Below are 22027 nucleotides of genomic sequence, written 5' to 3'. Positions count from 1 at the left end.
GCACCGAGATGGGGGTCTGCGCGACGGGGGCGGCGTCGGCGACGGGTGCCGAGCCTCCCGAGTTGCCGGCGGCAGCCGCGTCGGACTCGACGCGGATGATCGGCTTGCCGACCTCGACCGTGTCACCCTCGGCGACGAGCAGCCCGGTCACGGTGCCGGCGAACGGCGACGGGAGCTCGACGAGCGACTTCGCGGTCTCGATCTCGACGAGCACCTGGTCCACGGCGATCTCGTCGCCGGGGGCGACGCGCCACTGGACGATCTCGGCCTCGGTCAGGCCCTCCCCCACGTCGGGCAGGGGGAATTCGGCGACGGCCACGTCGGCTCCTTCAGCAGGGTTCGTTCGTACGGGTGCGGTGCGGGTCAGTAGGCGAGGGCGCGGTCGACGGCCTCGAGGACGCGGTCGGCGTCCGGCAGGTGGAAGTGCTCGAGCTTGGACTGCGGGAACGGGACGTCGAACCCGGACACCCGCAGCGGCGGTGCCTGCAGCGTGTAGAACGCCCGCTCGGCCACGGTGGCGGCGATCTCGCTGCCGACGCTGATGAAGCCCGAGTCCTCCTGCGCGATGACCAGGCGACCGGTCTTGCGCACCGATGCGAGCAGCGGCTCCCAGTCGATCGGCGAGATCGAGCGGAGGTCGACGACCTCGCAGCTCGTGCCCTCGGCCTCGGCGATGTCGGCGGCCTGCATGAGCGTCGCGACCATCGCACCGTGACCGACGAGCGTGACCTCGGTGCCGGTGCGGGCGACGCGGGTCGTGTGCATCGGCACGTGGCCGTCGACGAGGTCGACCTGCCCCTTCGGCCAGTAGCGCGACTTCGGCTCGAAGAACACCACCGGGTCCTTCGACGCGATGGCCTCCTGGATCATCCAGTAGGCGTCGTTCGGGGTGCTCGGGCTCACGACGCGCAAGCCCGGGGTGTGCGCGAAGTACGCCTCCGGGCTCTCCTGGTGGTGCTCGATCGCGCCGATGTGACCGCCGTAGGGGATGCGGATGACGATCGGCAGCGACATGTGCGCCGGCAGGCGGTTCGCCATCTTCGCGAGCTGCGAGGTGATCTGGTTGAACGCCGGCCAGACGAAGCCGTCGAACTGGATCTCGATCACCGGACGGTACCCGCGCAGGGCGAGGCCGATCGCCGTGCCGACGATCCCGGACTCGGCGAGCGGGGTGTCCCGCACACGGTCGGCGCCGAAACGGTCCTGCAGGCCCTCGGTGATGCGGAAGACGCCGCCGAGACGGCCGATGTCCTCGCCCATCAGCAGGACCTTGTCGTCCGCCTCCATCGCCTTCGCCAGGCCGGCGTTCAGCGCCTTGGCCATCGGGAGGGTCGGCGTCGGGTCCGCGGGGACCTCGCCGGCGCCCGGGTGCGACCGCAGCGTGTAGTCGAAGAGCTGCTCGGTGGTGCTCATGCGTGGGCTCCTGCGTCCTGGCCGGCCTCGTAGTCCCGGAGCCATGCGCGCTGCTCGTCGATGCGCGGGTGCGGCTCCCGGTACACGTTGTCGAACATCGCTTCCATCGGCGGGTCCTGGAGGGCGTTCGTGCGGGTACGCACGTCGACGGCGACCTGCTCGCCCTCGGCGTCGAACTCCGCGAACTGGGCGTCGGTGGCGCCCCGGCTGCGGAGGTACGCCTCGGACCGGGTGATCGGGTCGCGGGCGACCCAGCCGGCGAGCTCGTCGTCGGCGCGGTACCGGGTCGGGTCGTCCGAGCTCGTGTGCGCGCCGATGCGGTAGGTGTCCGCCTCGACGAACGCCGGGCCCTGCCCGGTCCGGGCGTGCTCTGTCGCGATGACGCTGGCCGCGTACGAGGCGAGCACGTCGTTGCCGTCCACCCGGATGCTCGGGATGCCGAACCCGCGCGGCCGGTCGACGAGCGGGGTCGGCGACTGCACCGACACCGGCACCGAGATGGCCCAGTGGTTGTTCTGCAGGAAGAAGACGACCGGGGCGGTGTGCGATGCGGCGAACACGTACGCCTCGTTCACGTCGCCCTGGCTGGTCGCGCCGTCGCCGAAGTACACGATCGAGCACTCGTCGACCGTCGGGTCGCCCGTGCCGACGACGCCGTCGAGCGCCTGGCCCATCGCGTAGCCGGTGGCGTGCAGCGTCTGCGCGCCGATGACGAGCGTGTAGATGTGCGTGTTGCCGCGCTCGTCCGGGTCCCAGTTGCCGTGGGCCTGCCCGCGGAACAGCGAGATGATCTCCATCGGGTCGACCCCGCGCTGCAGGACGACGGCGTGCTCGCGGTACGACGGGAAGACGTGGTCCTGCGGGCGGAGCGCGAACGCGGAACCGACCTGCGCCGCCTCCTGCCCGTGGCTCGGCGCCCAGAGCCCGAGCTGACCGGTGCGCTGCAGGTTCGCGGCGGCGTGGTCGAAGCGTCGGGTGAGCACCATCTGGCGGTGCATGGCGAGGAGGGTCTCGTCGGGGAGGGCCTGTGCGACGGCGGCGAGTTCGGCGTTCTCGTCGGTCTCCACGAACCGGCCCTCGGGATCGAGGAGCTGGACGGGGGTCGTCGCAGGAGCCGCGGCGCGGAACAACATGTCGGTCAGCGTACCGGCCGGTCGGAAGCCGCCGTTGTGAGACGTCCCACAACGGCACCCGTGGTTTCGAGGAGCTTTGCGACAGCCTCGTGCTCGCCGATCGAGATGCGGATGCCCTCGGGGGCGAAGGCGCGCACGATGAGCCCGGCGTGCTCGAGCGCCTCGGCCACGACCGCGGTGTGCTCGCCCGTCGGCAGCCACACGAAGTTGCCCTGCGCCTCGGGGACGTCCCACCCCTGCGCGAGCAGCCCCGCGCGGATCCGGTCCCTGCGGTCGGCGAGCTCGGCGACCCGTTCGAGCAGCTCGCCCTCGCGCTCGAGGCTGGCCAGTGCGGCGGCCTGACCCTGCGCGGTGACGGACAGCGGGATCGCGCACGCACGGACGGCGTCGAGGACGTATGCCGGTCCGAGTGCGTACCCGACCCGGAGGCCCGCGAGACCGTACGCCTTCGAGAAGGTCCGGAGCACCACCAGGTTCGGGTACCGCTCGAGCAGGGCCGGACCGCGGACGGCGTCCACGTCGGTGACGAACTCGGCGTACGCCTCGTCGAGGACCACGAGCACCGAGGTCGGCACCTGTGCCATGAACGACTCGAACTCGGCGCCGGTGACGACCGGGCCCGTGGGGTTGTTCGGGGTGCAGACGAGCACCATGCGGGTCCGCTCGGTGACCGCGGCCGCCATCGCGTCGAGGTCGTGCCCGCCGTCGGGCCGGTTCGGCACCTGCACGCTCGTGGCACCGGCGACCGTGACGACGCCCGGGTACGCCTCGAACGAGCGCCAGGCGTACACGACCTCGTCGCCGGGGCCCGAGGTGGCCTTCGCCAGTTCGTGCAGGATCGCGACGCTGCCGGGGGCGACGTGCACCTCGTCGACCGTGACACCGAAGCGGTTGGCGAGCACCGCGCGGACCGCGAGCGCGGTGGCATCCGGGTAGCGGTTGTACGACGTCTGGGCCTGCACGGCCTCGACCACGCCCGGCAGCGGCGGGAAGGGGTTCTCGTTGCTCGAGAGCTTCAGGGCGTCCGGCGCGGCCTGCCGTCCCTGCTTGTAGGGCGGGAGGACCGCGATCTCGGGTCGGATGTGGACTGGCTGGTCGGTCACCGGGTCAGCGTACCGGCGGCCGTTCCACGGGCGCGCCCGGCATCATGGGGGCATGCGGTTCCTCGTCCGGCTCATCGTCAACGCCGTCGCCCTGTGGCTCACCACCCTCGTCGTCACCGGGGTGTCGGTCGACGCCTTCGGGGACGGCGGGCCGGTCGAGACCGTCCTGACGTACCTGCTCGTCGCGTTCGTCTTCGGCGTCGTGAACGCCGTGGTCGGGACGCTCATCCGGATCGTGGCGTTCCCCCTCTACCTGCTGACGCTCGGGCTGATCTCGTTCGTCGTGAACGGCGTCCTGCTGCTCATCGTCGCCGGGGTGTCCACCGCGCTGGGCTTCGGCCTGTCGGTGGAGTCCTTCGGCTGGGGCGTCGTCGGCGCGTTCGTGCTCGCGGTGTGCTCCTGGCTGGTCGGACTCGTCGCCCGGCCGGTGCTCGGCGGTCGCGGTCGCGCCTGACGGACGGGCGTCGCGCCCACGACCCCGCTGCGCCATGATGTGCACATGACCATGGACGCCGGCGCCCCGTCGCCCTTCCGTGTCTCCTTCGTCTGCAGCGGCAACATCTGCCGGTCCCCGATGGCCGAGATCGTCTTCGCGCAGATCGCCGCCGACGCCGGCATGGCCGACCGGTTCGTGGTCGCATCCGCCGGCACCGGGGACTGGCACGTCGGCGAACCCGCGGACGAGCGCACGATCGCAGCGCTCGCGGCACGCGGATACGATGGCAGCAGGCATCGCGCCCGTCAGTTCGACCCGGACCGGTTCCCGGACCTCGACCTGGTGGTCGCACTCGACCGCTCCCACGAACGCATCCTGCGCTCGTGGGCCCCGACCATGGACGACGCCGCCAAGGTGACGCTCCTGTTGCGGTACGACGACGCCTGGCCTCAGCAGGCCGACGTGCCGGACCCGTACTACGCGGACCGACACGAGTTCGACCGGGTGCTCAGCACGGTCGAGCGGGCCTGCCGGGCGCTCTTCCACCAGCTCGAGCCGGCAGTCCGCCAGGGAGCCCCATGACCCCCCTTCCCCCGCAGCCGATCAGCCCGCTCGACGGGCGCTACTACCCGATCGTGCACACGGTGGGCGAGCACCTGTCCGAGGCCGGTCTGAACCGTGCCCGGATCCGGGTCGAGGTCGAGTGGCTCGTCTTCCTCACCGACCACGCGATGTTCACCACGTCGCCGCTCTCCGTCGACGACAAGGCCGCCCTCCGCGCGCTCGTCGACGACTTCGGGCAGGCCCAGATCGCGGAGCTCGCCGAGATCGAGGCGACGACGCGGCACGACGTCAAGGCCGTCGAGTACTTCGTCCGCCGTCGGCTCAGCGAGCTCGGCCTCGACGCCGTCGCCGAGCTCACCCACTTCGCGGCGACGAGCGAGGACGTCAACAACCTGTCGTACGCCCTCACCGTGCGGGACGCCGTCGAGCACGTCTGGCTGCCGTCCGCCCGCGCGGTCGTGGAGCGCCTGCGGGAGATGGCCACGAGCCTCCGCGCCGTCCCGATGCTCTCGCACACGCACGGCCAGCCCGCGACGCCGACGACGCTCGGCAAGGAGATCGCGGTCGTGGTCTACCGACTGGAGCGTGTCCTGTCCCAGGTCGAGCGCGGCGAGTACCTCGGCAAGTTCTCCGGCGCGACCGGCACGTTCTCCGCGCACCTGGCCGCGGACCCCGAGGCCGACTGGCCCGCGCTGTCCCGGGAGTTCGTCGAGGGCCTGGGCCTGACGTGGAACCCGTTGACCACGCAGATCGAGTCGCACGACTGGCAGGCCGAGCTGTACGACCGGGTCCGCCACGCGAACCGCATCCTGCACAACCTGGCGACCGACGTGTGGACCTACATCTCGATGGGGTACTTCACGCAGATCCCGGTGGCCGGCGCCACGGGGTCGTCGACGATGCCGCACAAGATCAACCCGATCCGGTTCGAGAACGCCGAGGCGAACCTCGAGATCTCGTCGGCGCTGTTCTCGACACTGTCCGAGACCCTCGTCACGAGCCGCCTGCAGCGTGACCTGACCGACTCGACCACGCAGCGGAACATCGGCGTCGCGTTCGGGCACTCGCTGCTCGCGCTCGACAACCTGCGCCGCGGCCTCGGCGAGATCGCGGTGAACGAGACGCGCCTGGCCGAGGACCTCGACGGCAACTGGGAGGTGCTCGCCGAGGCGATCCAGACCGTGATCCGCGCCGAGGTCACCGCCGGGCAGTCCGACATCGAGGACCCGTACGCGATGCTCAAGGAGCTCACCCGCGGCAAGCGCATCGGACGCGACGACCTCGTCGCCTTCGTGAACGGGCTCGACGTCTCGGACGGCGCGAAGGCCCGACTGACGAACCTGACGCCCGCCGGCTACACCGGCCTGGCGGACGAGCTGGTCGACCACCTGGACGTCTGACCCCTCCGCACGACCCGACGGCGGCGGTGCACAGCGCGATCGCGTTGCGCGCCGCCGCCGACGTCGCGTGTCGCGACCGGACGGGAGGCCGACCCCGCGTCACCCCCCTCAGGTGGTGACGTCCGTCGCCTCGGCGACCAGGGCCTCCAGGACGACCCGGACCGCGGGACGGACCGCGCGGTCCGGGCGGACGAGCGCCTCGATCCGTCGGCCCGCCCGGACGTCGGCGAGGGTGGCGAGGTGGAACCGCCCGGGTGCGCGCGTCCGCGAGGTGTAGCGCGGCACGAGCGCGATGCCGTGTCCCGCGGCGACCAGGTTCTCGATCACCGGCAGGTGGATCGTGCGGAACGCCACAGACGGCGGCGTGTCCGAGGCCGCGGCGATCGCGGTGAGCACCCGGTCGATCGGGTAGTCCTCCGGCACCCCGATCCAGGTCTCGCCGACGACGTCCTCGATCCCGACCCGCTCCCGTCCGGCGAGCGGGTGGTCGAGCGGCAGAGCGACGTCGAGCGGCTCGCGGAGCAGGGCGACGGTCTCCACCGCGGCGCGGTCGGCCCGGCGAGCACCGTCGGGACGGTGCCCGATGACGACGTCGTGGTCGGCGGCGAGCGGGGCGAACTCCCCCTCGCTGACGTCGACGTCGGAGAGCTCGAGCGCGATGCCCGGGTGCGCGCGCATCCGGGTGAGGAGGCCGGGGAGCAGCAGTTCCGCGGCCGAGGGGAACACCGCGAGGTCGACCGTCCCGGTGGCACCGGCGAGGTGCTCGGCCCACGCGGACTCGACGGTGGCGAGCGCGGTCGCGACACCGGTGGCCATCCCGGCCAGGAGGCGGCCGTGCTCGGTGAGCCGCACACCACGTCCGACCCGTTCGACGAGCGGCACCCCGGCTTGCCGCTGCAGCGTCCGGAGCTGCTGCGACACCGCGCTCGGTGTCCGGTGCGTGGCGGCGGCCACCGCGGTCACGCTCCCGCGCTCGGCGAGCTCGCGGAGGACCGGCAGCAGGGCGATGTCGAACCCGACCATGCAGGGACCCTACAACGACCCTGTCGGAACGTGCGCTGGTGCTACCGCTTCGGGTGCGGGACGATCATCGGGTGCTGTTCCGCGATCGCGTCCTCGCTCTCGTCGTCGCCGTCGCGTGGGGGCTGAACTTCCCCGCGACCGCGATCGCGCTCGAGCACTTCCCGCCGTTCCTGCTCGCGGCGGTGCGCTTCACACTCCTCGCCGTGCCGACCCTGCTCTTCGTGCCGCGCCCGCAGGTGCCGTTCCGGTGGATCCTCCTCGTCGGCTCGACCCTCGGCGTCCTGCAGTTCGCGTTCCTCTACCTCGGGATGTCGGCCGGGATGCCCTCGGGGCTGGCGTCGCTCGTCATCCAGGCCGCGGCGCCGTTCACCGTCGTGCTCGCCGGGGTCCTGCTCCGCGAACGGCTGACCACCCGGCAGGTCGTCGGGGTGAGCATCGCCGTGGCCGCCCTCGGCGTCATCGCGGTGCACCGCGCGCAGACGGCGGCGCTGCTCCCCGTCGTCCTCGTGCTCTGCGGGGCGATCGGCTGGGCGACGGGCAACGTCGCGACGCGCCGGACGGGACCGGTGAACCCGCTGCACCTGACGCTCTGGTGGGCGGTCGTCCCGCCGATCCCGATGGCCGTGCTGTCGTTCGTCGTCGAGGGGCCGGAGCGGATCGGGCACGCGCTCGGCACCGCGTTCACCCTCGAGGCGCTGCCGGCCGACCTCGGTGTCCTGTACATCGTCGTCGCGGCGAGCCTGGTCGGCTACGGGATCTGGTCGCGGCTGATGGGGAAGTACCCGTCGAGCACGGTCGCACCGTTCTCGATGCTCGTGCCGGTCGTCGGGGTGCTGGCGTCCTGGGCGGCCTTCGGCGAGGTGCCCGACCTGGTCGAGGCGGTGGCCGGGGCGGTCGTGGTCGCGGCGGTGCTGTGGTCCTCCCGCCCGCCGCGCGCCGACCTGGCCGTCGAGACGCCGCCGAGTGCGCAGGACGCCGCGGGATCCGGCGGCGTCTCGAGGGCATCCGGGCGTCCTGCGCAGACGGGGGTGTCCCAGCCCGACTCCGGCTCCGGGCCCGCCGCTCCGGTCAGCCCCGGTGCTGGCGCCGCTGGGTGACGATGTCCGCGAGCGCCCCGCGGAGGTGCGGGTACCGGAACTCGTAGCCAGCCTGCACGAGCCGGGTCGGCACCACCCACCGGCTCTTCAGCACGAGCTCGGTCTCGGTACGGATCGCGAACGACCCGACCTCGAGCATCCAGCGCCACGTCGGCAGCCCGAAGCGGCGCCCGACGGCGTCTCGGATCGTGGCCATCACGGTGCGGTTGTCGGACGGGTTCGGGCTCGTGACGTTCACCGGGCCGTCGATGTCCTCGGCATCGCGGACGAACCGGATCGCGCCGAGCACGTCCTCGATGTGCACCCAGCTGAACCGCTGCCGACCGTGCGTGTGCCGGTCGTGGTGGTACGTCCCCGCGGCCAGGCGGGCCTTCGTCGGGAACCACGGGCCGTCGATCTGCGGTCCGCCGAGCCCGGCCTGCGCGAGGCGGAGCAGGGGGACGAGCGCGCTGCCGTCCCCGAGCACGATCGCCATCCGGAGCGCCACGCGGCGGGTCTCCGGCAGGTCCGCGCTGAACAGGGCGTCCTCCCACGCGCGGGCGACGCCGACCGAGAAGCCCTCGCCGAGCTCCCCCGTCTCCTCGTCCTGCGGGCGGTCGTCGGCGTGCCGGTAGATGGTCGCGGTCGACGCGTTCACCCACAGCGGCGGCGGGTGCTCGGCGGTCCGGATCGCCTCGGCCAGTTCGAGCGTCGTGTCGACCCGGGAGCGCAGGATCTCCGCGCGGTTGCGGCGCCCGTACCGGCAGTCGACGCTCTTGCCCGCCATGTTCACGACGAGGTCGGCGCCGTCCACGAGCTCGCGGATCCGCAGGGTGTTGCCCCATACCGCGTCGCCGGTGCGGCCGACGGTCACGACCTCGTACCCCTCGTCGCGGAACGCGTCCTGCAGGTACCGGCCGACGAACCCGCTCGCCCCCGCCACCACCACACGCCGCTGCTGCTGCTCGCCCATGCTGTCCTCCTGGTCCCGTGTCACGCGTCGTCGGACACGACCGCGTACCGGAACGCCCCCTCGTACCGGTACAGCGTGCCGAGCACCGGTGCCGAGAGCACCAGGGACACGCGCTGCACGTCGGCTTCGTCATCGAATCGTTCCGTCAGCACGACCCGCGGGGCGACGACGGCCGGGAGGCCCCACCCGCGTCCCAGCGCGCGGACCGTCACGCGCGTGGAGACCAAGCGGAGGGCGCCGGCGTCCGGTCCGGTCGCCGGGACGTCCACCGCGAGCAGGGCGCTCACCCGGCCGCGGTGGCCGAGGTGGTCGACGAGCCCCTCCGGCTCGGCGGTGATCGCGTCGACCATCGTCCGGTCCCCGCCGCGGAAGTGGAAGGTGCGGCGAGCGCGGACGGCCACGTGCCCCGCGTCCCGGGCGGCGACGGGACGGGCTGCGCGCTCGGTGGCGCCCTGGGTCGCGCCGCCGGAGCCGACGTGCGGCGACGTGGCGGCATCGTCGGAGGTGTGCCGGGCCTCCCGTCCGGGACCGGCCCCGCGACCGACGCGCACCGGGCGGTTCTCGACCGTGAACGGGACGTCGTGCTCCCAGACCGGGAACATCACCGCGTCGCGGGCGAAGAGCGCCAGGACGGGCCAGAGCCACCGCCGCGGGGTCCCGACGACCGTGAAGACGCCCGCACCGCGGCCGACCGAACCGGCCGGGACCGGACCGAAGTAGGTCCGGAGGCGGGGATGCAGGCGGCCGAGGACGTCGGCGGAGGCACTCAGCTCGTACGGCGACCGGGGCACGTCCCCGATCCTGGCACGTCGTCGGACGGGGCTCCTACGATGGCGGACATGGGACACGACCACGGCCACGCGCACGGACACGCGTCCGAGCGCGCCCTGCTGATCGCGTTCTGCATCTCGGCCGGCATCCTGCTCGCCGAGGTCGTCGGTGCGGTCGTGACGGGGTCGCTCGCCCTGCTCGTCGACGCCGGGCACATGGTCGTCGACACCGGCGGGCTGGGCATCGGACTCGTCGCCACGCGTCTGGCGCGGCGGATCCCGACGGCGCGGCGCACGTGGGGGTACCAGCGGGCCGAGGTCCTCGGGGCGACCGCGCAGGCCGCGATCCTGCTCGCGGTCGGCGTCTACGTGGTGATCTCGGCGGTGCAGCGGCTGTTCGTCCCCGAGGAGATCGAGGCGGGACCGCTGCTCGCCTTCGGGATCATCGGGCTCGTCGGCAACCTCGTGGCGTTCGCGGTCCTCGTCCGGGCGTCGGGCGAAGGGTTCACCTCGCGTGCAGCACGGCTCGAGGTCCTCAACGACACGCTGGGGTCCGTCGCCGTCATCGCGGCCGCCGTCGTGCTGTTCCTGACCGGCTGGCAACGGGCCGACTCGGTCGCGGCGCTGCTCATCGGGGCGCTCATCCTGCCGCGGGCGGTGAAACTCCTGCACGAGACCGCCGACGTCCTGCTCGAGGCCACGCCGCGCGGACTCGACCTCGACGCGGTGCGCGGGCACATCCTCGAACTCGACCACGTCATCGCGGTGCACGACCTGCACGCCACCCTCGTGTCGACCGGCGTCCCGAACCTCACCGCGCACGTGGTGGTGGACGACCACTGCTTCACGACGGCCCACGCCCCCGCGATCCTCGACGAGCTGCAGCAGTGCGTGGCGGAGCACTTCGACGTGCCGGTCGAGCACTCGACCTTCCAGCTCGAACCGGCGTCGCACCAGCGGCACGAGCACGAGGTGCACGCCTGATCCTCCCCCGGCGCGACCAGCGGGCATCGTGCGAGCGGGTCAGCAGTCCGACTCGTCCGTCGGGTAGGCCGTGATGACGCGCTCCGTCGTGGCGGACACGATCACCTTGACGAAGCCGTCCGGGCTCGGCGCGCTGCCGTCGTCGAACCGCACCGGAGCGGCGTAGCAGACCTTGCCGTCGCCGGCGTCGACCGGCAGGCCCTTCTGCGGTTCGGTGAGGGCCGTGTGCACCGCGGTGAACATCGCGTCGTCCCAGTCGCGGCTCGTGGTGTGGCCGCGGAGGACGTCCTCCCAATCGGCGGTGTGCCGGACGCGGATGTGCTCGTAGCCCTGCGCTGACGTCCCGCACTCCATCACGACCCTGCCGAGCGCTGCGGTGTCGTACGAGGCGACGCGCGCACGGCTGTCGGTCTCGCACGCCGTCAGTGCGCGTCGGCCGGGGAGGTCGGGGCCGACCCGGTCGATCACCGCGACACCGCCGTCGCTCCCCGTGCGACGGGCTGCGTCCCCGCCGTCGGCCGGGTCGCCCGCGGTCGCCGACGGTGCCGCGGAGAGCACGGCGTCGTCACCCTCCCGCACGTCCGTCACGACGAAACCACCGATCACGAGGCCGGCGGCGAGGACCGCCGCGAGACCGGTGAGGGTGGATCGCGAGCGCTTCGAGGCCATCCGGCCAGTATGCCGGAGGGGGCGTACCTCCCCCCGCCCTGCTCGTCGGACGGGGGGGGAGCCCGGGATGCGCCGTCGGCTGGCGGGCCGGCGGGACGATGCCGGGCCGGCCGGACGCCGCCTTCCCCGGACGGCGCCGCGGAGGCGTCGAGACGCCGCGGTATCGGGTGGCGTCTCGGCGCGCCGGCGGCGTCTCGACGCGCCGGCGGCGTCTCGACGCGCCTGCGGCGTCCCGACGTGCTGGCGGCATCCCGGCGGGCGGGGTCTCGGCGCGCTGGCGACGCCGCGGAGGCGCCGAGACGCCGCGGCATCGGGCGGCGTCCCGGCGGGCGGGCGGGCGGCTCGGCAGTCGCTCAGGCGCGGGCGGCGTCCCGGCGGGCGGGCGGGCGGCTCGGCGGTCGCTCAGGCGCGGGCGGCCAGCCGCGACCCGGCGACGATCGCGAGCACCGCGACGAGCACCACGTACCCGATGAGGACGGGCAGGGTCGGCAGGACGAGCAGTGCGGCGCCGACCGCGACGACCGGGACGGTGAGCCCGGCGTAGGCGATGAGGAACGTGGCTGCCAGGACGCCGCCACGCTGCTCGGGTCCGACCAGGGCGCCCGCGCTGCCGATCGAGGCGCGGAAGAGCAGTCCGACCCCGGCACCGGCGACGACCCCGCCGCCGATGAACCCGGCGACCTGGAGCACCACCGCCGAGACCGCGAGGACCGCGAGGCCGCCGACCAACAGCCCGACGCCGAGCCGGATCTGCGTTCGCTGGGGCAGCTTCGCGAAGACGACCTGCGAGAGCGCGCTCGCGGCGAAGACCCCGAAGGTGGTGGCCCCGGCAGCCAGGCGGTCGGTGACGTGGAAGGTCGTCCCGAGGAAGGTCGGCGCGACCGAGGTGAAGAGCCCCTGCACCGCCAGCGCGGCGAACGCACCCGTGCCGGCGGCCCAGAAGGCGGGCCCCTGTCCGTCCGGGGCCTGGATGCGCTGCGGGTGGTACGGCACCGGGGTGGCCGGGCGGTCGACGGTCTCGGGCGCGGCGAGCACCACGACGAAGGCGACCGCGAGCGCGATCACGAACACCACGTAGGGCACCATGAGCGGCTGTCCGACGAACTCGGCGAGCGCTCCGCCGATCAGGGCGCCGAGTGACAGGCCACCGAGGTTGACGACGCCCGCGGCGACGCTCGCGCCCTTCGCCGAGGACTCGTCGCCGGTCGCCCGGACCTTGAGTTCCCCGAGGTGCGCGGTCGCGGTGGCGGTGAGCGTGCCGACTCCCAGGCCGGTGACGAGCCGCGCCACGATCAGCCCGGTGACGTCGTTCCAGAGGAGGAACAGCACCGCGGCGACGAGTTCGAGTGCCACGGACACGAGGATGAGCGGCCGACGCCCGTGGACGTCGCTCAGGTGCCCGGCGAGCCAGAGCGAGGCGACGACGCCGAGGCCGTACGCAGCGAAGACGACCGTCGTCGTGAAGGTCGGGAAGCCGTCTCGTGCCTGGTAGATGACGTAGAGCGGTGCGGGGACCGTCGCGAAGGCCATCACCGCGGTGAACGCGAACGCGACGGCCCAGAAGCCGAGACCGTGGCGACGACGCGAGTGGGCCCGGCGGCCTCGTGGAGCCGGAGCGGTGGGTCGCGTGCTCGCCGCGGTGGTCTCGGTCACTGATGACATGCTCCGATGGTCCCGCCACTGCACCATCGGGTCAAACGGATCGTCTTGATGACGACCATCGACCTGGTCGATGATGAGGGCATGGAAACGCGGTTGCTCGAGCAGTTCGTCGCGGTGGCGACCGAGGGCGGTGTCACCCGGGCTGCGGAACGCCTGTGGGCGGCGCAGTCGACCGTCTCCGCGGGCATCGCGAGCCTCGAGCGCTCCCTGGGCGTCCAGCTGTTCGAGCGCGGCGGACGGCGTCTCGTCCTCACCGCGGCGGGTGAGGACCTGCTCCCGCATGCTCGTGCCGTGCTCGAGTCGCTCGACCGGATGCGGGACCTGGCCGCCGCTTCCGACGCGGAACTGCGCGGCCGGGTGCGGCTCGGGATCTTCACGAGCATGGACATCGTCGACCTGACCGGGGTCCTGCGTGGGTTCCGCGAGCGACACCCGCTCGTCGCGGTGGAACTCATGACGTCCCCGACCGGGACGACCGGGCTCGTGCAGGACCTGGTGGCGGGTCGGCTCGACCTCGCCTACACGGGGCTGCCCGCGACACCGGCCGGCGTGGTCGTCGAGCCGCTCCGCGAGATGCCGTTCCGGGTGTTCCTCGCGACCGACCACCGGTTCGCTGGTCGGTCCTCGGTGTCGCTCGCGGAGCTGGCGGACGAGTCCTTCGTCGACACCGCCTCGGGGTTCGGCAACCGGCTGATCCTCGACGCGGCGCTGGACCGGCTCGGGATCCGGCGGCGGGTGGTCGCCGAGATGAACGACATGCCGGCGGTCGTGCGCTTCGCCTCGGCGGGCATCGGCGTCGGAGTCGTGCCGGACTCGGGAGTCCGGTTCGACGGCGCCGTGCTGGAGCTCGAGGACGCTGTCGAGCCCCTGCGGATCGGGCTCGCCATGCGGAGCACCCCGGAGCCGAACCGCGCGACCCGGGCGCTGGCGCGGGACATCGTCGCGGCCACGCTCTGACCCGTCGGCCGCGAGGACCGCTGCCTGCGGTCGGACTCCGGTACGAGGACGGGTCACGAGGACGGGTCGCGAGCACGGGCCACGAGCACGCCCTGGAGACCCGGCGACTGCCTGGCCCGGGGGACCGTCTGATGCCCGTTCGCATCGCGGGCAGGCTCAGTGGAAGCCGTCGCCCTCGCCGTCGCCGGGCGTCTTGTGCCCGCCGAGCATGTCGTTGTCGTCCTGGTCCGAGGTGGAGGTGAGCTGGAGCATCGCCATCACGACGACGACCACGATGAACCCGACCCCGAAGAAGACGAGCGCGAGGGTCGGCTCCCGGGTCGACATCAGCACGACGAGCCCGACGACGACCGCGATGATCGCGGAGATCCCGAGGAGTTCTGCCGGACGCAGACGGTCACGACGGCTGGGGGTGGTCATGCGTGTGGTGCTCCGTCCGGGGTGGCCGCGGGCGCAGCCGTCCCCCACTTGTGCGAGAGGCCGGCGATCAGGTGGAAGACCGCCGCGATGGCGAGGTACGCGCCGAGGAGTCCGACGAGGACGATCGACGCGTCCAGGGTGCCGGTGACCCGCTCGACGCCGCCGAGCTGCTGCGAGTAGTCCGGGGGCGTCACGAGGAAGGCGACGGCGAGCAGCAGGGTGAGGCCGCCGACGGTCGTCCAGTCACGGGAGAACGGTGACCGGCCTCGGGCGCGGAGGCCCTGCGCGAGTTCGAGCGCACCGGTCAGGACGGCGTAGGCGACCACGATCGCGATGAACGCCGGGAGTCCGAGGCCGTTGCACGCGAGTGCGACCCCGCCGGCGACGAACGAGAGCACCGCCTGCAGGAGGCCGGACCGGCGCGAACGGGCGTCGTCCGGCAGGCGAGTGGCGCTCCCCCAGGCGAGGGCGGCGCCGTCGACCAGGGCGAAGACCCCGAACGACACGAGGCCGAACGCGGCGGCGTGGTTCGGGGAGAAGGTGATCACCATCGCGATGACGGCGGCCGGGACGGCCCGGAGGACGGGGACCGGCCAGTACCGCGCGCGCTGGTGGGCGTCGTCCACGGAGTCGGACACAGGACCTCTCTCGGGCTGGCGGTTCGTACGATCGATCCTACCGCCGCCGTCCCGGTCGTCTGCCCGGGCCGCTCGACGGTGGCGGGAGGCAGCTCGCGTCTCCCGCCACCGTCGGGGTGTCACAGCTGTCCGGTGTCCTCGACCGGGTCCGCAACCGGGCCGACGGTCCGGCGCCTGCGCCGCAGGAGGACCCAGGTGCCACCCCCGGCGGCGGCGAGCACCGCCGCGGTGGCGCCGGCCGCGGCGAGGCCGTCCGCACCGGTGTAGGCCAGCGCCTGCGGACCGGACGCCCGGGTCACGCTGCGGCCCGGTCCGGATGACACTGCCCCCCGGCCACCGTCCGGGCCTGCCGGGCTGCTCGGACCGCCGGTTCCGGCGTGCGGAGCAGGGCCCGTCGGCCCAGCGGGGCCTGCCGGGCCGGTCGGACCGGTCGGCCCCTCCGGACCTTCCGGCCCCTCCGGCCCCTCCGGACCTTCCGGACCCTCCGGCCCTTCCGGACCCTCCGGACCCTCCGGCCCCTCAGGGCCTCCCGTGCCCGGACCGCCCGGCACGACCACCCGGATCGGGACCTCCGGGGACTCCTCGCCGCCGTCCGGGTCCGTGGGCGAGGTCGCCGTGGCCACGTTCACCACGTCGGACCCGTCGCCGCGGTACTCCGGATCCAGTCGGGCCCGGAGCCGGAACACGTGCTCCTGCCCCGGGGCGAGGTCGACCGCGGAGGAACAGGTGACGTGCTGCCCCTCGGCGGAGCAGCCGTCGTCCGAGCCCGCGAACGTCAGGTGCGCGGGCAGGTCGTCGACCGCTCCGACGGACCGCGCGGTCGACGGTCCGTCGTTCCGTGCGGTCACGGCGTACTCGACCTCGTCACCGGGAGCGACCGGGTCGGCCGTGGTCACCGACTTGCCCGTGGTGAGCTGCGCGACCGTCTCCACTGGAGTCGAGGCGATCGAAGTGTTGTCGGCCTCGTTCGTGTCCGCCAGTCCCGGTGCCGTCTGCACGGTCGCCGTGCTCGTCAGCGAGCCGGTCGTGTCCGGGTCGATCGCGCCCTCGACCGTCACGGTGGCCGATCCACCCCGCTCGAGGCCGACCGCGGTGTGGACGTCCCCTGTGCCGGACGGTGCGGTGCACGTCGAGGACGACGCGGCCGCGCAGGTCCAGTGGACGTCGTGCACCTGGTCGGGCACGTCGACGTCGAGCGGACTCGGCGAGGACGCGTTGGGACCGACGTTCGACGCGGTCACGGTGTACCGCACCTGCTCACCCGCCACGAGCGGCGGCACGTCGTGCTCGACCCGGAGGTCGGCCGGCTGGCTGACGCGCAGGTCGTCGACCTCGTGGACACTCGCGAACGACCCGGTCGCGCCGGCGAACCCGATGCGCAGGGTGTCCGGCAGCGCCGCCTGACCGTTCCCCTCGAGCGGGACGCGGTCGAGCACGGTGCGCATGCCGTCGGGCATCTGCAGCTGCACGGTCAGGGCCAGCCCGTCGCCGTCGGGCACGAGCGTCACCCGCACCTTCCGGGTCGCCGGGCTCCCCGTCGCGACGCCGCCCGCCACGCCGGCGTGCTGCACGAACCGGTACCCCGAGAGCCCGTCCCCGGAACCACGGATCGTCACGGTGTCCGGCGTCTGGCCCGGGCCGCTGTCGTTGAACGGCAGGGAGAAGTTGCCGTACTGGTCGAGGGCGACCGCCGCGAAGGCGCCCGGCAGGCCCGGCAGGGTGCACGGCCCGCCACCCTGGGTCGTGCCGGAGCGGCAGGAGTACCCGAGGGCCGACCCGTAGGCCCCGACACCGGCCGGCACGGAGCCGTCGGCCAGGTACAGCAGGAGCCCGTCGGCACCGATCGCGCCCGGCGTCCACATCGCGTAGTCGAACTCGATGTCGAGCCCGAGCGAGGACGGGAAGGTGTCGCCCATCGCCCACGCCCCGGCCTGGTCACGGACGGCCTCCGTCAGGCGGAGTCGTCCGCCGGTGGTCGTCGCGGACCCGCTGAGGCTCCCCCCGGCGGCGTCGTCGAACCCCGTCGACCAGGGGAAGGCGAGTTCGTCGGCGGTGGCCGTCGGCGGCGGCAGGGTCGGCACGGTGACGGCCCCGAGGGCGATCGCCGCCACTGCGAGCGAACACACCCGCGCGAACGCCCCGCGTCGGGGGGCGCGGCCCAGAGCCGGCCGGCTCCGGGCAGGTCGGGCAGGCCGGGCGCGGACGGGCCGGAGCCCGGCCGCCGCCGGGTCACGGGAGCCGCGGATCAGTGGTGGTGCTGGAGGTGACCAAGTGGTGTCATGTGTCATGCCACCGATCGTCGCCGGCTCGGGGCTTCCACCCGGAGGACCGGACCCGACCTGTGGACCGCCACCACGGGCCTCCCGGCTGTGGAGGGGAAGCCCGGACCGCTACGCGACCCAGACCGTGGTGCCCCCGGGCAGTCCACCGTCCCCGAGCGGACCCGACGTCACGACGACCGCCCCCTCCGGCATCGGCACCGGCGCGTCCCCGAAGTTCGTGTACGACCGCCAGCCGTCGTGCCGCGCGAAGGCGACCACGTCGGGCGAGGACGTCTCGATCCAGGTGAGCTCCTCGCCCTGCTGCAGTCGCCGACGGGCGGCCAGGGCCTCGCGGTGGAAGGACAGCGTCGACCCGGGCACCCGGTCCTGCGCCTCGACGCTCACCGCGCCGAAGTCCTCCGGCTGCGGCAGGTGCGGGGCCGCGTCCCCGAAGCCGAACGACGGCCCCGACCTCGTCCACGGGATCGGGACGCGGCAGCCGTCGCGGCCCTTCACGGTGTGGCCGGTCCGGATCCACTTCGGGTCCTGCAAGCGGTCGTGCGGGATGGCCGGCGCCTCGTGCAACCCGAGTTCCTCGCCCTGGTACAGGTACGACGAACCGGGCAGCGCGAGGACGAGCAGCGTCGCCGCCCGGGCACGGCGGAGGCCGGCCTCGCGGTCGAGCGGCGGGGTGGTCCCGTCCGACAGGAGCCAGGCGTCGGTGTCGGTGCCGTCGGGCAGTCCGTAGCGCGTCGCGTGCCGGACCACGTCGTGGTTCGACAGCACCCACGTGCTCGAGGCGCCGGAGGTCGCAGCCGCCTCGAGGTTCTGGTCGATGAGGGTCCGGAACGCCACCGGGTCGAAGGGCGCCTCGAGGAGGTCGAAGTTGAACGCCTGGCCGAGCTCGGTCGGCCGGGCGTAGAGCACGCGGCGCGGCGCCGGCGCCCACGCCTCGGCGATCGCCGCGCGGGGCGGGTCGTACTGGTCGAGGACCTTCCGCCAGTCGGCGTAGATCTCGTGCACCTCGTCGCGGTCGTACAGCGGGTCGGAGCCGTCGAGGGGCAGCGCCTCCCCGTTCGACGGCCGGTACGGCTCGGACAGGTCCTTCGCGAGCCCGTGCGCGACGTCCACGCGGAAGCCGTCGACCCCGCGGTCGGACCAGAACCGCAGGGTGTGCTCGAAGTCCGCGCGCACCTCGGCGTTCGACCAGTCGAGGTCCGGCTGCTCGGGCGCGAAGAGGTGCAGGTACCACTGGCCGTCCGGCACCCGTGTCCACGCGCTGCCACCGAAGTTCGACACCCAGTCGTTCGGCGGCTGGTCGCCGTCCGGGCCGGAGCCGTCCCGGAAGACGTACCGTGCCCGCTCGACGGACCCGGGATCAGCCGCGAGCGCCGCCCGGAACCACGCGTGCTGGTCCGACGTGTGGTTCGGCACCAGGTCGACGATCACCCGGAGGTCGTGCTCGTGCGCGGTGTGGACCAGTTCGTCGAGCCCGTCGAGGGACCCGAGCGTCGGGTCGACGTCCCGGTGGTCGGCGACGTCGTAGCCACCGTCGGCGAGCGGCGACGGGTAGAAGGGCGACAACCAGACGGCGTCGACGCCGAGTTCCGCGAGGTACGGCACCCGGCTCGCCACACCGGCGACGTCACCGATGCCGTCCCCGTCCGAGTCGGCGAAGCTCCGCGGGTACACCTGGTAGACGACGGCCTGCCGCCACCAGTCCGGGTCGGTGGTGCGGGGTGTGTCACGCGGCGTCTTCTTCACCTCGCCGACAGTACCGACGGCCCCTCCGCGTGGCGCGGTCGGGCGGACACGCCGCTCGGCACCGCCGGGAATCCCGCGCGCCGCGGATCGGTTGTCGGTGCAACCACCACGACCAGAAGGACCGTCATGACCAAGATCGTCGCCCTCGTCGGCAGCCTCCGCGCCGGCTCCACCAACCGTCAGCTCACCGAGGCCGCCGTCCAGCACGCACCGGAGGGCATCGAGCTCACGGTCTTCGACGGCATCGTCGACCTGCCGTTCTACAACGAGGACCTCGACGGCGACACCCCGCCCGCCGCGGCCGTCGCGTTCCGCCGGGCGGTCGCCGAGGCCGACGGCCTGCTCCTCGTCACCCCGGAGTACAACGGCACGATGCCGGCCGTGCTGAAGAACGCACTCGACTGGGCGTCGCGGCCGTTCGGCTCGTCGCCCATCTCCGGCAAGCCCCTGGCCGTCATCGGTTCCGCCTTCGGCCAGTACGGCGGCGTCTGGGCCCACGACGAGGCACGCAAGGCCGCCGGCATCGCCGGCGCGAAGGTGCTGGACGACGTCAAGGTCGCGATCCCGCAGTCCGTCGTCCGCTTCGCCGAGACCCACCCGCGTGAGGACGAGGAGGTCGTCGGGCTCGTGCGCGGCGCCCTGACCGCGCTCGCCGACGCGGCCGGCGAGCCGGTCGCGGCGTAGCGCTCCCGGTCGCGTCACCGCGACCGGGGCCGGACGGGAGGCGCGGTGCCGACGAGCACCGCGCCTCCCGTCCGTCTGCTGGGCGTCCGCTGCATCGCTAGACAGCCTCGCTACCAGACGGATTATCCTTTCGGGATGACCACGCAGGAGATCACGGAGGCGTCCGGTTACTGGTTCCCGGACGACGATGCGACCCAGCGTGGCGTCGCCGTGCTGAACGCACTCCGTCGCTACCGTGCTGCCGAGACCGCCATGCGCCGCCGCACGCGTGACTCGATGGGGATGGGCGAGACCGACCTGCTCGCCATCCGGCACCTGCTGCAGGCGCAGCGCTCCGGACACTCGGTCAGCCCGAAGGACCTCTCCGCGTACCTGAAGATCTCGTCGGCGTCGACGACGATCCTGGTCGACCGTCTCGTGAAGAGCGGGCACGTCCGGCGTGAGCCGCACCCCACCGACCGCCGCGGCCTCATCATCGTGCCGACGGTCGAGACCGACGCCGAGGTGCGCGCGACGCTCGGCGTCATGCACCGGCGCATGATGGGGATCGCCGAGGGACTCAGCGCAGAGGACGCCCGCGTCGTCGCCGTGTTCCTCGAGCAGATGCGCAGCGCGGTCGACCGGGTCGACCCGCCCCTCGTCGCACACTGACCTCCGGCGGCACCCCGGCCGGCACCGCGGGGGACGCCACCTCGACACCCACTGGGAGCGACGGGGGACCGAGCGGGTAGACCGGATGCGTCAGTACCGCGAAGAAGGAGTCGTCACATGCACGCGTCGGAAACGCTCGCCGCCAACCTCCAGAAGGTCCTCGTCGACCTGATCGACCTGCACCTGCAGGGCAAGCAGGCCCACTGGAACATCCTCGGCACCAACTTCCGCGACCTCCACCTGCAGCTCGACGAGATCGTCGAGGCCGCCCGTGAGTTCGCCGACGACATGGCGGAGCGCATGCGCGCGCTCTACGCCGTGCCGGACGGCCGGTCCGCGACCGTCGCCGCCGGCACCCACCTCGACGCGTTCCCGGACGGCGAGGTCCTCACGCACGACGCGATCGACCTCATCACGCTGCGCCTCTACCAGACCACCGCGACGATGCGCGACGTGCACGACGAGGTCGACGAGGAGGACCCCACGACCGCCGACCTGCTGCACGGCTTCATCGAGCGGCTCGAGCAGCTCGCCTGGATGGTCAGCGCGGAGAACCGCGCCCCCCGGACGCCCCTGGCGAGCGCGACGACCGCCGCGGTCGCCGAAGCGTCCGAGCACGAGTAGGCCCGGACCACACGTGGACCTCGGGATCCAGGGCAAGACCGCCCTCGTCTTCGGTGGTGACTCCGGCATCGGCTGGAACACGGCGCGCATCCTCCTGGCGGAGGGTGCGACCGTGGTCGTCACCGACATCGACCAGGGCCGCCTCGACACGAGCGCCGACCAGCTCGAGGCGCCGCACGGCACGCTGCACGCGTTCGCGGCGGACGTCCGGAGCGCCGACAGCCTCGCGGCCCTGCACGACAAGGTGCGGGACGCCGTCGGCGAGATCGACATCCTCGTGCAGTCCTCGGGCGTCACGGGTGCGCAGGGCATGTTCCACGAGATCGACGAGGCCGGCTGGCAGGAGACGCTGGACATCGACCTGATGGGGCCGGTCCGGATCACCCGCGAGTTCATCGGCGACCTGCGGAAGGGCGGCTGGGGCCGGATCGTGTACCTGGTGTCCGAGGACGCCCGGCAGCCGTACGACGACGAGCTCCCCTACTGCGCCGCGAAGGCCGGGGTGCTCTCGTTCGCGAAGGGCTTGTCCCGGTCCTACGCGCAGGAGGGGCTGCTCGTGAACACGGTCTCGCCCGCGTTCATCCACACGCCGATGACCGACGCCATGATGGACAAGCGGTCGAAGCAGCTCGGCACCTCGTTCGACGAGGCGATCTCGAGCTTCCTCGACGAGGAGCGTCCGTACATGGAGCTCAAGCGACGCGGTGAGCCCGAGGAGGTCGCCAACGTCGTGGCGTTCCTCTGCTCCGAGCTCGCCAGCTTCGTGAACGGGGCGGACTACCGCGTCGACTCCGGCTCGGTCGCCGCCATCTGACGGAGGAC

General features: G+C 73.1%; 23 protein-coding genes. 10 read left to right on the top strand and 13 right to left on the bottom strand.

The genetic code is table 11. The annotated features are described in order from the left end of the window. From DEI91_RS15250 to DEI91_RS15235, 4 genes are all read right to left on the bottom strand, one after another. Positions 1-319 (bottom strand): biotin/lipoyl-containing protein (locus DEI91_RS15250; protein WP_309148062.1); only part of this gene is annotated, 319 nt, incomplete at its 3' end. A gap of 44 nt (positions 320-363) precedes the next feature. Beyond that, entirely contained in the window at positions 364-1323 is a 960-nt protein-coding gene (locus tag DEI91_RS15245) for an alpha-ketoacid dehydrogenase subunit beta (RefSeq protein ID WP_110823934.1), read from the bottom strand. An 86-nt stretch (positions 1324-1409) separates the two neighbouring features. Beyond that, a complete protein-coding gene (locus tag DEI91_RS15240; protein WP_111053105.1) occupies positions 1410-2546 on the bottom strand; it encodes a thiamine pyrophosphate-dependent dehydrogenase E1 component subunit alpha in 1137 nt (378 codons plus the stop codon). Between the two features lie 5 nt (positions 2547-2551). Beyond that, positions 2552-3649: a histidinol-phosphate transaminase gene (locus tag DEI91_RS15235; protein WP_111053104.1), complete on the bottom strand. Its 1098-nt coding sequence runs from the start codon at positions 3647-3649 to the stop codon at positions 2552-2554. Between the two features lie 52 nt (positions 3650-3701). Here DEI91_RS15235 and DEI91_RS15230 point away from each other — a divergent pair, with 52 nt between their 5' ends. The 3 genes from DEI91_RS15230 to purB are packed head-to-tail and all read left to right on the top strand — an operon-like array spanning position 3702 to position 6049. Continuing rightward, entirely contained in the window at positions 3702-4103 is a 402-nt protein-coding gene (locus DEI91_RS15230) for a phage holin family protein (RefSeq protein ID WP_111053103.1), read from the top strand. A gap of 51 nt (positions 4104-4154) precedes the next feature. After that, the gene (locus DEI91_RS15225; RefSeq protein WP_111053112.1) at positions 4155-4667 is read left to right on the top strand and encodes a low molecular weight protein-tyrosine-phosphatase; all 513 of its coding nucleotides are present in this window, start codon (positions 4155-4157) and stop codon (positions 4665-4667) included. Further along, positions 4664-6049 (top strand): adenylosuccinate lyase, encoded by a 1386-nt coding sequence (purB, locus tag DEI91_RS15220; RefSeq protein ID WP_111053102.1) that lies wholly within the window; start codon positions 4664-4666, stop codon positions 6047-6049. Before DEI91_RS15225 ends, purB begins: the two co-directional genes overlap by 4 nt. A gap of 108 nt (positions 6050-6157) precedes the next feature. Here the strand turns inward: purB and DEI91_RS15215 are convergent, their stop codons facing one another. Then, positions 6158-7072: a LysR family transcriptional regulator gene (locus DEI91_RS15215; protein WP_111053101.1), complete on the bottom strand. Its 915-nt coding sequence runs from the start codon at positions 7070-7072 to the stop codon at positions 6158-6160. Between the two features lie 71 nt (positions 7073-7143). Between DEI91_RS15215 and DEI91_RS15210 the strand changes: the two genes are divergently transcribed. Further along, positions 7144-8169, top strand: a complete 1026-nt coding sequence (locus DEI91_RS15210) for an EamA family transporter (RefSeq protein WP_111053100.1) — start codon at positions 7144-7146, stop codon at positions 8167-8169. Here DEI91_RS15210 and DEI91_RS15205 read toward each other — a convergent pair. Both DEI91_RS15205 and DEI91_RS16375 read right to left on the bottom strand, forming a co-directional pair. Further along, a complete protein-coding gene (locus DEI91_RS15205; RefSeq protein ID WP_111053111.1) occupies positions 8141-9121 on the bottom strand; it encodes an epimerase in 981 nt (326 codons plus the stop codon). The genes DEI91_RS15210 and DEI91_RS15205 overlap by 29 nt on opposite strands. Positions 9122-9141: 20 nt before the next feature. Then, positions 9142-9912 carry a DUF4166 domain-containing protein gene (locus tag DEI91_RS16375; RefSeq protein WP_181439644.1) on the bottom strand — a complete coding sequence of 257 codons (771 nt, stop codon included), beginning with the start codon at positions 9910-9912 and terminating at the stop codon, positions 9142-9144. 48 nt (positions 9913-9960) lie between these two features. Between DEI91_RS16375 and DEI91_RS15195 the strand changes: the two genes are divergently transcribed. Next, positions 9961-10875: a cation diffusion facilitator family transporter gene (locus DEI91_RS15195; protein ID WP_111053110.1), complete on the top strand. Its 915-nt coding sequence runs from the start codon at positions 9961-9963 to the stop codon at positions 10873-10875. Between the two features lie 39 nt (positions 10876-10914). Here DEI91_RS15195 and DEI91_RS15190 read toward each other — a convergent pair whose 3' ends face one another. Together DEI91_RS15190 and DEI91_RS15185 are read right to left on the bottom strand one after the other, a co-directional pair. After that, complete coding sequence (locus tag DEI91_RS15190; protein ID WP_111053099.1) at positions 10915-11544, bottom strand: hypothetical protein; 630 nt, start codon at positions 11542-11544, stop codon at positions 10915-10917. Between the two features lie 402 nt (positions 11545-11946). Further along, a complete protein-coding gene (locus tag DEI91_RS15185) occupies positions 11947-13206 on the bottom strand; it encodes an MFS transporter (RefSeq protein WP_258374462.1) in 1260 nt (419 codons plus the stop codon). 48 nt (positions 13207-13254) lie between these two features. On the opposite strand from DEI91_RS15185, the gene DEI91_RS15180 reads away from it, so the two are divergent. Beyond that, complete coding sequence (locus tag DEI91_RS15180; RefSeq protein ID WP_181439643.1) at positions 13255-14163, top strand: LysR family transcriptional regulator; 909 nt, start codon at positions 13255-13257, stop codon at positions 14161-14163. Between the two features lie 156 nt (positions 14164-14319). Here DEI91_RS15180 and DEI91_RS15175 read toward each other — a convergent pair whose 3' ends face one another. The 4 genes from DEI91_RS15175 to DEI91_RS15160 form a co-directional block, all read right to left on the bottom strand. Next, entirely contained in the window at positions 14320-14583 is a 264-nt protein-coding gene (locus tag DEI91_RS15175) for a hypothetical protein (RefSeq protein ID WP_111053097.1), read from the bottom strand. Beyond that, on the bottom strand, positions 14580-15221 hold the full coding sequence (locus tag DEI91_RS15170; RefSeq protein WP_258374461.1) for a DUF308 domain-containing protein: 642 nt from the start codon (positions 15219-15221) through the stop codon (positions 14580-14582). The genes DEI91_RS15175 and DEI91_RS15170 overlap by 4 nt, the downstream gene beginning before the upstream one ends. Before the next feature lie 119 nt (positions 15222-15340). Further along, positions 15341-17347: a DUF11 domain-containing protein gene (locus DEI91_RS16875; protein WP_146244322.1), complete on the bottom strand. Its 2007-nt coding sequence runs from the start codon at positions 17345-17347 to the stop codon at positions 15341-15343. Between the two features lie 264 nt (positions 17348-17611). Next, positions 17612-19246, bottom strand: a complete 1635-nt coding sequence (locus DEI91_RS15160; RefSeq protein ID WP_111053095.1) for a glycoside hydrolase family 13 protein — start codon at positions 19244-19246, stop codon at positions 17612-17614. Positions 19247-19372: 126 nt separating this feature from the next. Between DEI91_RS15160 and DEI91_RS15155 the strand changes: the two genes are divergently transcribed. The 4 genes from DEI91_RS15155 to DEI91_RS15140 all read left to right on the top strand — a co-directional run bounded on the left by DEI91_RS15155 (position 19373) and on the right by DEI91_RS15140 (position 22019). Continuing rightward, a complete protein-coding gene (locus DEI91_RS15155) occupies positions 19373-19930 on the top strand; it encodes an NADPH-dependent FMN reductase (RefSeq protein WP_111053094.1) in 558 nt (185 codons plus the stop codon). Positions 19931-20065: 135 nt separating this feature from the next. Continuing rightward, positions 20066-20581, top strand: a complete 516-nt coding sequence (locus DEI91_RS15150; protein ID WP_111053093.1) for a MarR family winged helix-turn-helix transcriptional regulator — start codon at positions 20066-20068, stop codon at positions 20579-20581. Positions 20582-20698: 117 nt separating this feature from the next. Then, entirely contained in the window at positions 20699-21205 is a 507-nt protein-coding gene (locus tag DEI91_RS15145; protein WP_111053092.1) for a Dps family protein, read from the top strand. A 13-nt stretch (positions 21206-21218) separates the two neighbouring features. Further along, a complete protein-coding gene (locus DEI91_RS15140) occupies positions 21219-22019 on the top strand; it encodes an SDR family NAD(P)-dependent oxidoreductase (protein ID WP_111053091.1) in 801 nt (266 codons plus the stop codon). Positions 22020-22027: the final 8 nt, after the last annotated feature.

It is taken from the genome of Curtobacterium sp. MCBD17_032 (assembly GCF_003234855.1).
Taxonomy (GTDB): domain Bacteria; phylum Actinomycetota; class Actinomycetes; order Actinomycetales; family Microbacteriaceae; genus Curtobacterium.
The sequence above is the reverse complement of the archived record's forward strand: the minus strand, read 5'-3'. Positions and strand labels throughout refer to the sequence as shown.

Coding starts and splice junctions, on each gene's coding strand:
- DEI91_RS15245 (WP_110823934.1), bottom strand. CDS start 1,323: ATGGCCAAGGCGCTGAACGCCGGCCTGGCGAAGGCGATGGAGGCGGAC.
- DEI91_RS15240 (WP_111053105.1), bottom strand. CDS start 2,546: ATGTTGTTCCGCGCCGCGGCTCCTGCGACGACCCCCGTCCAGCTCCTC.
- DEI91_RS15230 (WP_111053103.1), top strand. CDS start 3,702: ATGCGGTTCCTCGTCCGGCTCATCGTCAACGCCGTCGCCCTGTGGCTC.
- DEI91_RS15225 (WP_111053112.1), top strand. CDS start 4,155: ATGGACGCCGGCGCCCCGTCGCCCTTCCGTGTCTCCTTCGTCTGCAGC.
- purB (WP_111053102.1), top strand. CDS start 4,664: ATGACCCCCCTTCCCCCGCAGCCGATCAGCCCGCTCGACGGGCGCTAC.
- DEI91_RS15215 (WP_111053101.1), bottom strand. CDS start 7,072: ATGGTCGGGTTCGACATCGCCCTGCTGCCGGTCCTCCGCGAGCTCGCC.
- DEI91_RS15205 (WP_111053111.1), bottom strand. CDS start 9,121: ATGGGCGAGCAGCAGCAGCGGCGTGTGGTGGTGGCGGGGGCGAGCGGG.
- DEI91_RS15195 (WP_111053110.1), top strand. CDS start 9,961: ATGGGACACGACCACGGCCACGCGCACGGACACGCGTCCGAGCGCGCC.
- DEI91_RS15190 (WP_111053099.1), bottom strand. CDS start 11,544: ATGGCCTCGAAGCGCTCGCGATCCACCCTCACCGGTCTCGCGGCGGTC.
- DEI91_RS15185 (WP_258374462.1), bottom strand. CDS start 13,206: ATGTCATCAGTGACCGAGACCACCGCGGCGAGCACGCGACCCACCGCT.
- DEI91_RS15180 (WP_181439643.1), top strand. CDS start 13,255: ATGACGACCATCGACCTGGTCGATGATGAGGGCATGGAAACGCGGTTG.
- DEI91_RS15175 (WP_111053097.1), bottom strand. CDS start 14,583: ATGACCACCCCCAGCCGTCGTGACCGTCTGCGTCCGGCAGAACTCCTC.
- DEI91_RS15155 (WP_111053094.1), top strand. CDS start 19,373: ATGACCAAGATCGTCGCCCTCGTCGGCAGCCTCCGCGCCGGCTCCACC.
- DEI91_RS15150 (WP_111053093.1), top strand. CDS start 20,066: ATGACCACGCAGGAGATCACGGAGGCGTCCGGTTACTGGTTCCCGGAC.
- DEI91_RS15145 (WP_111053092.1), top strand. CDS start 20,699: ATGCACGCGTCGGAAACGCTCGCCGCCAACCTCCAGAAGGTCCTCGTC.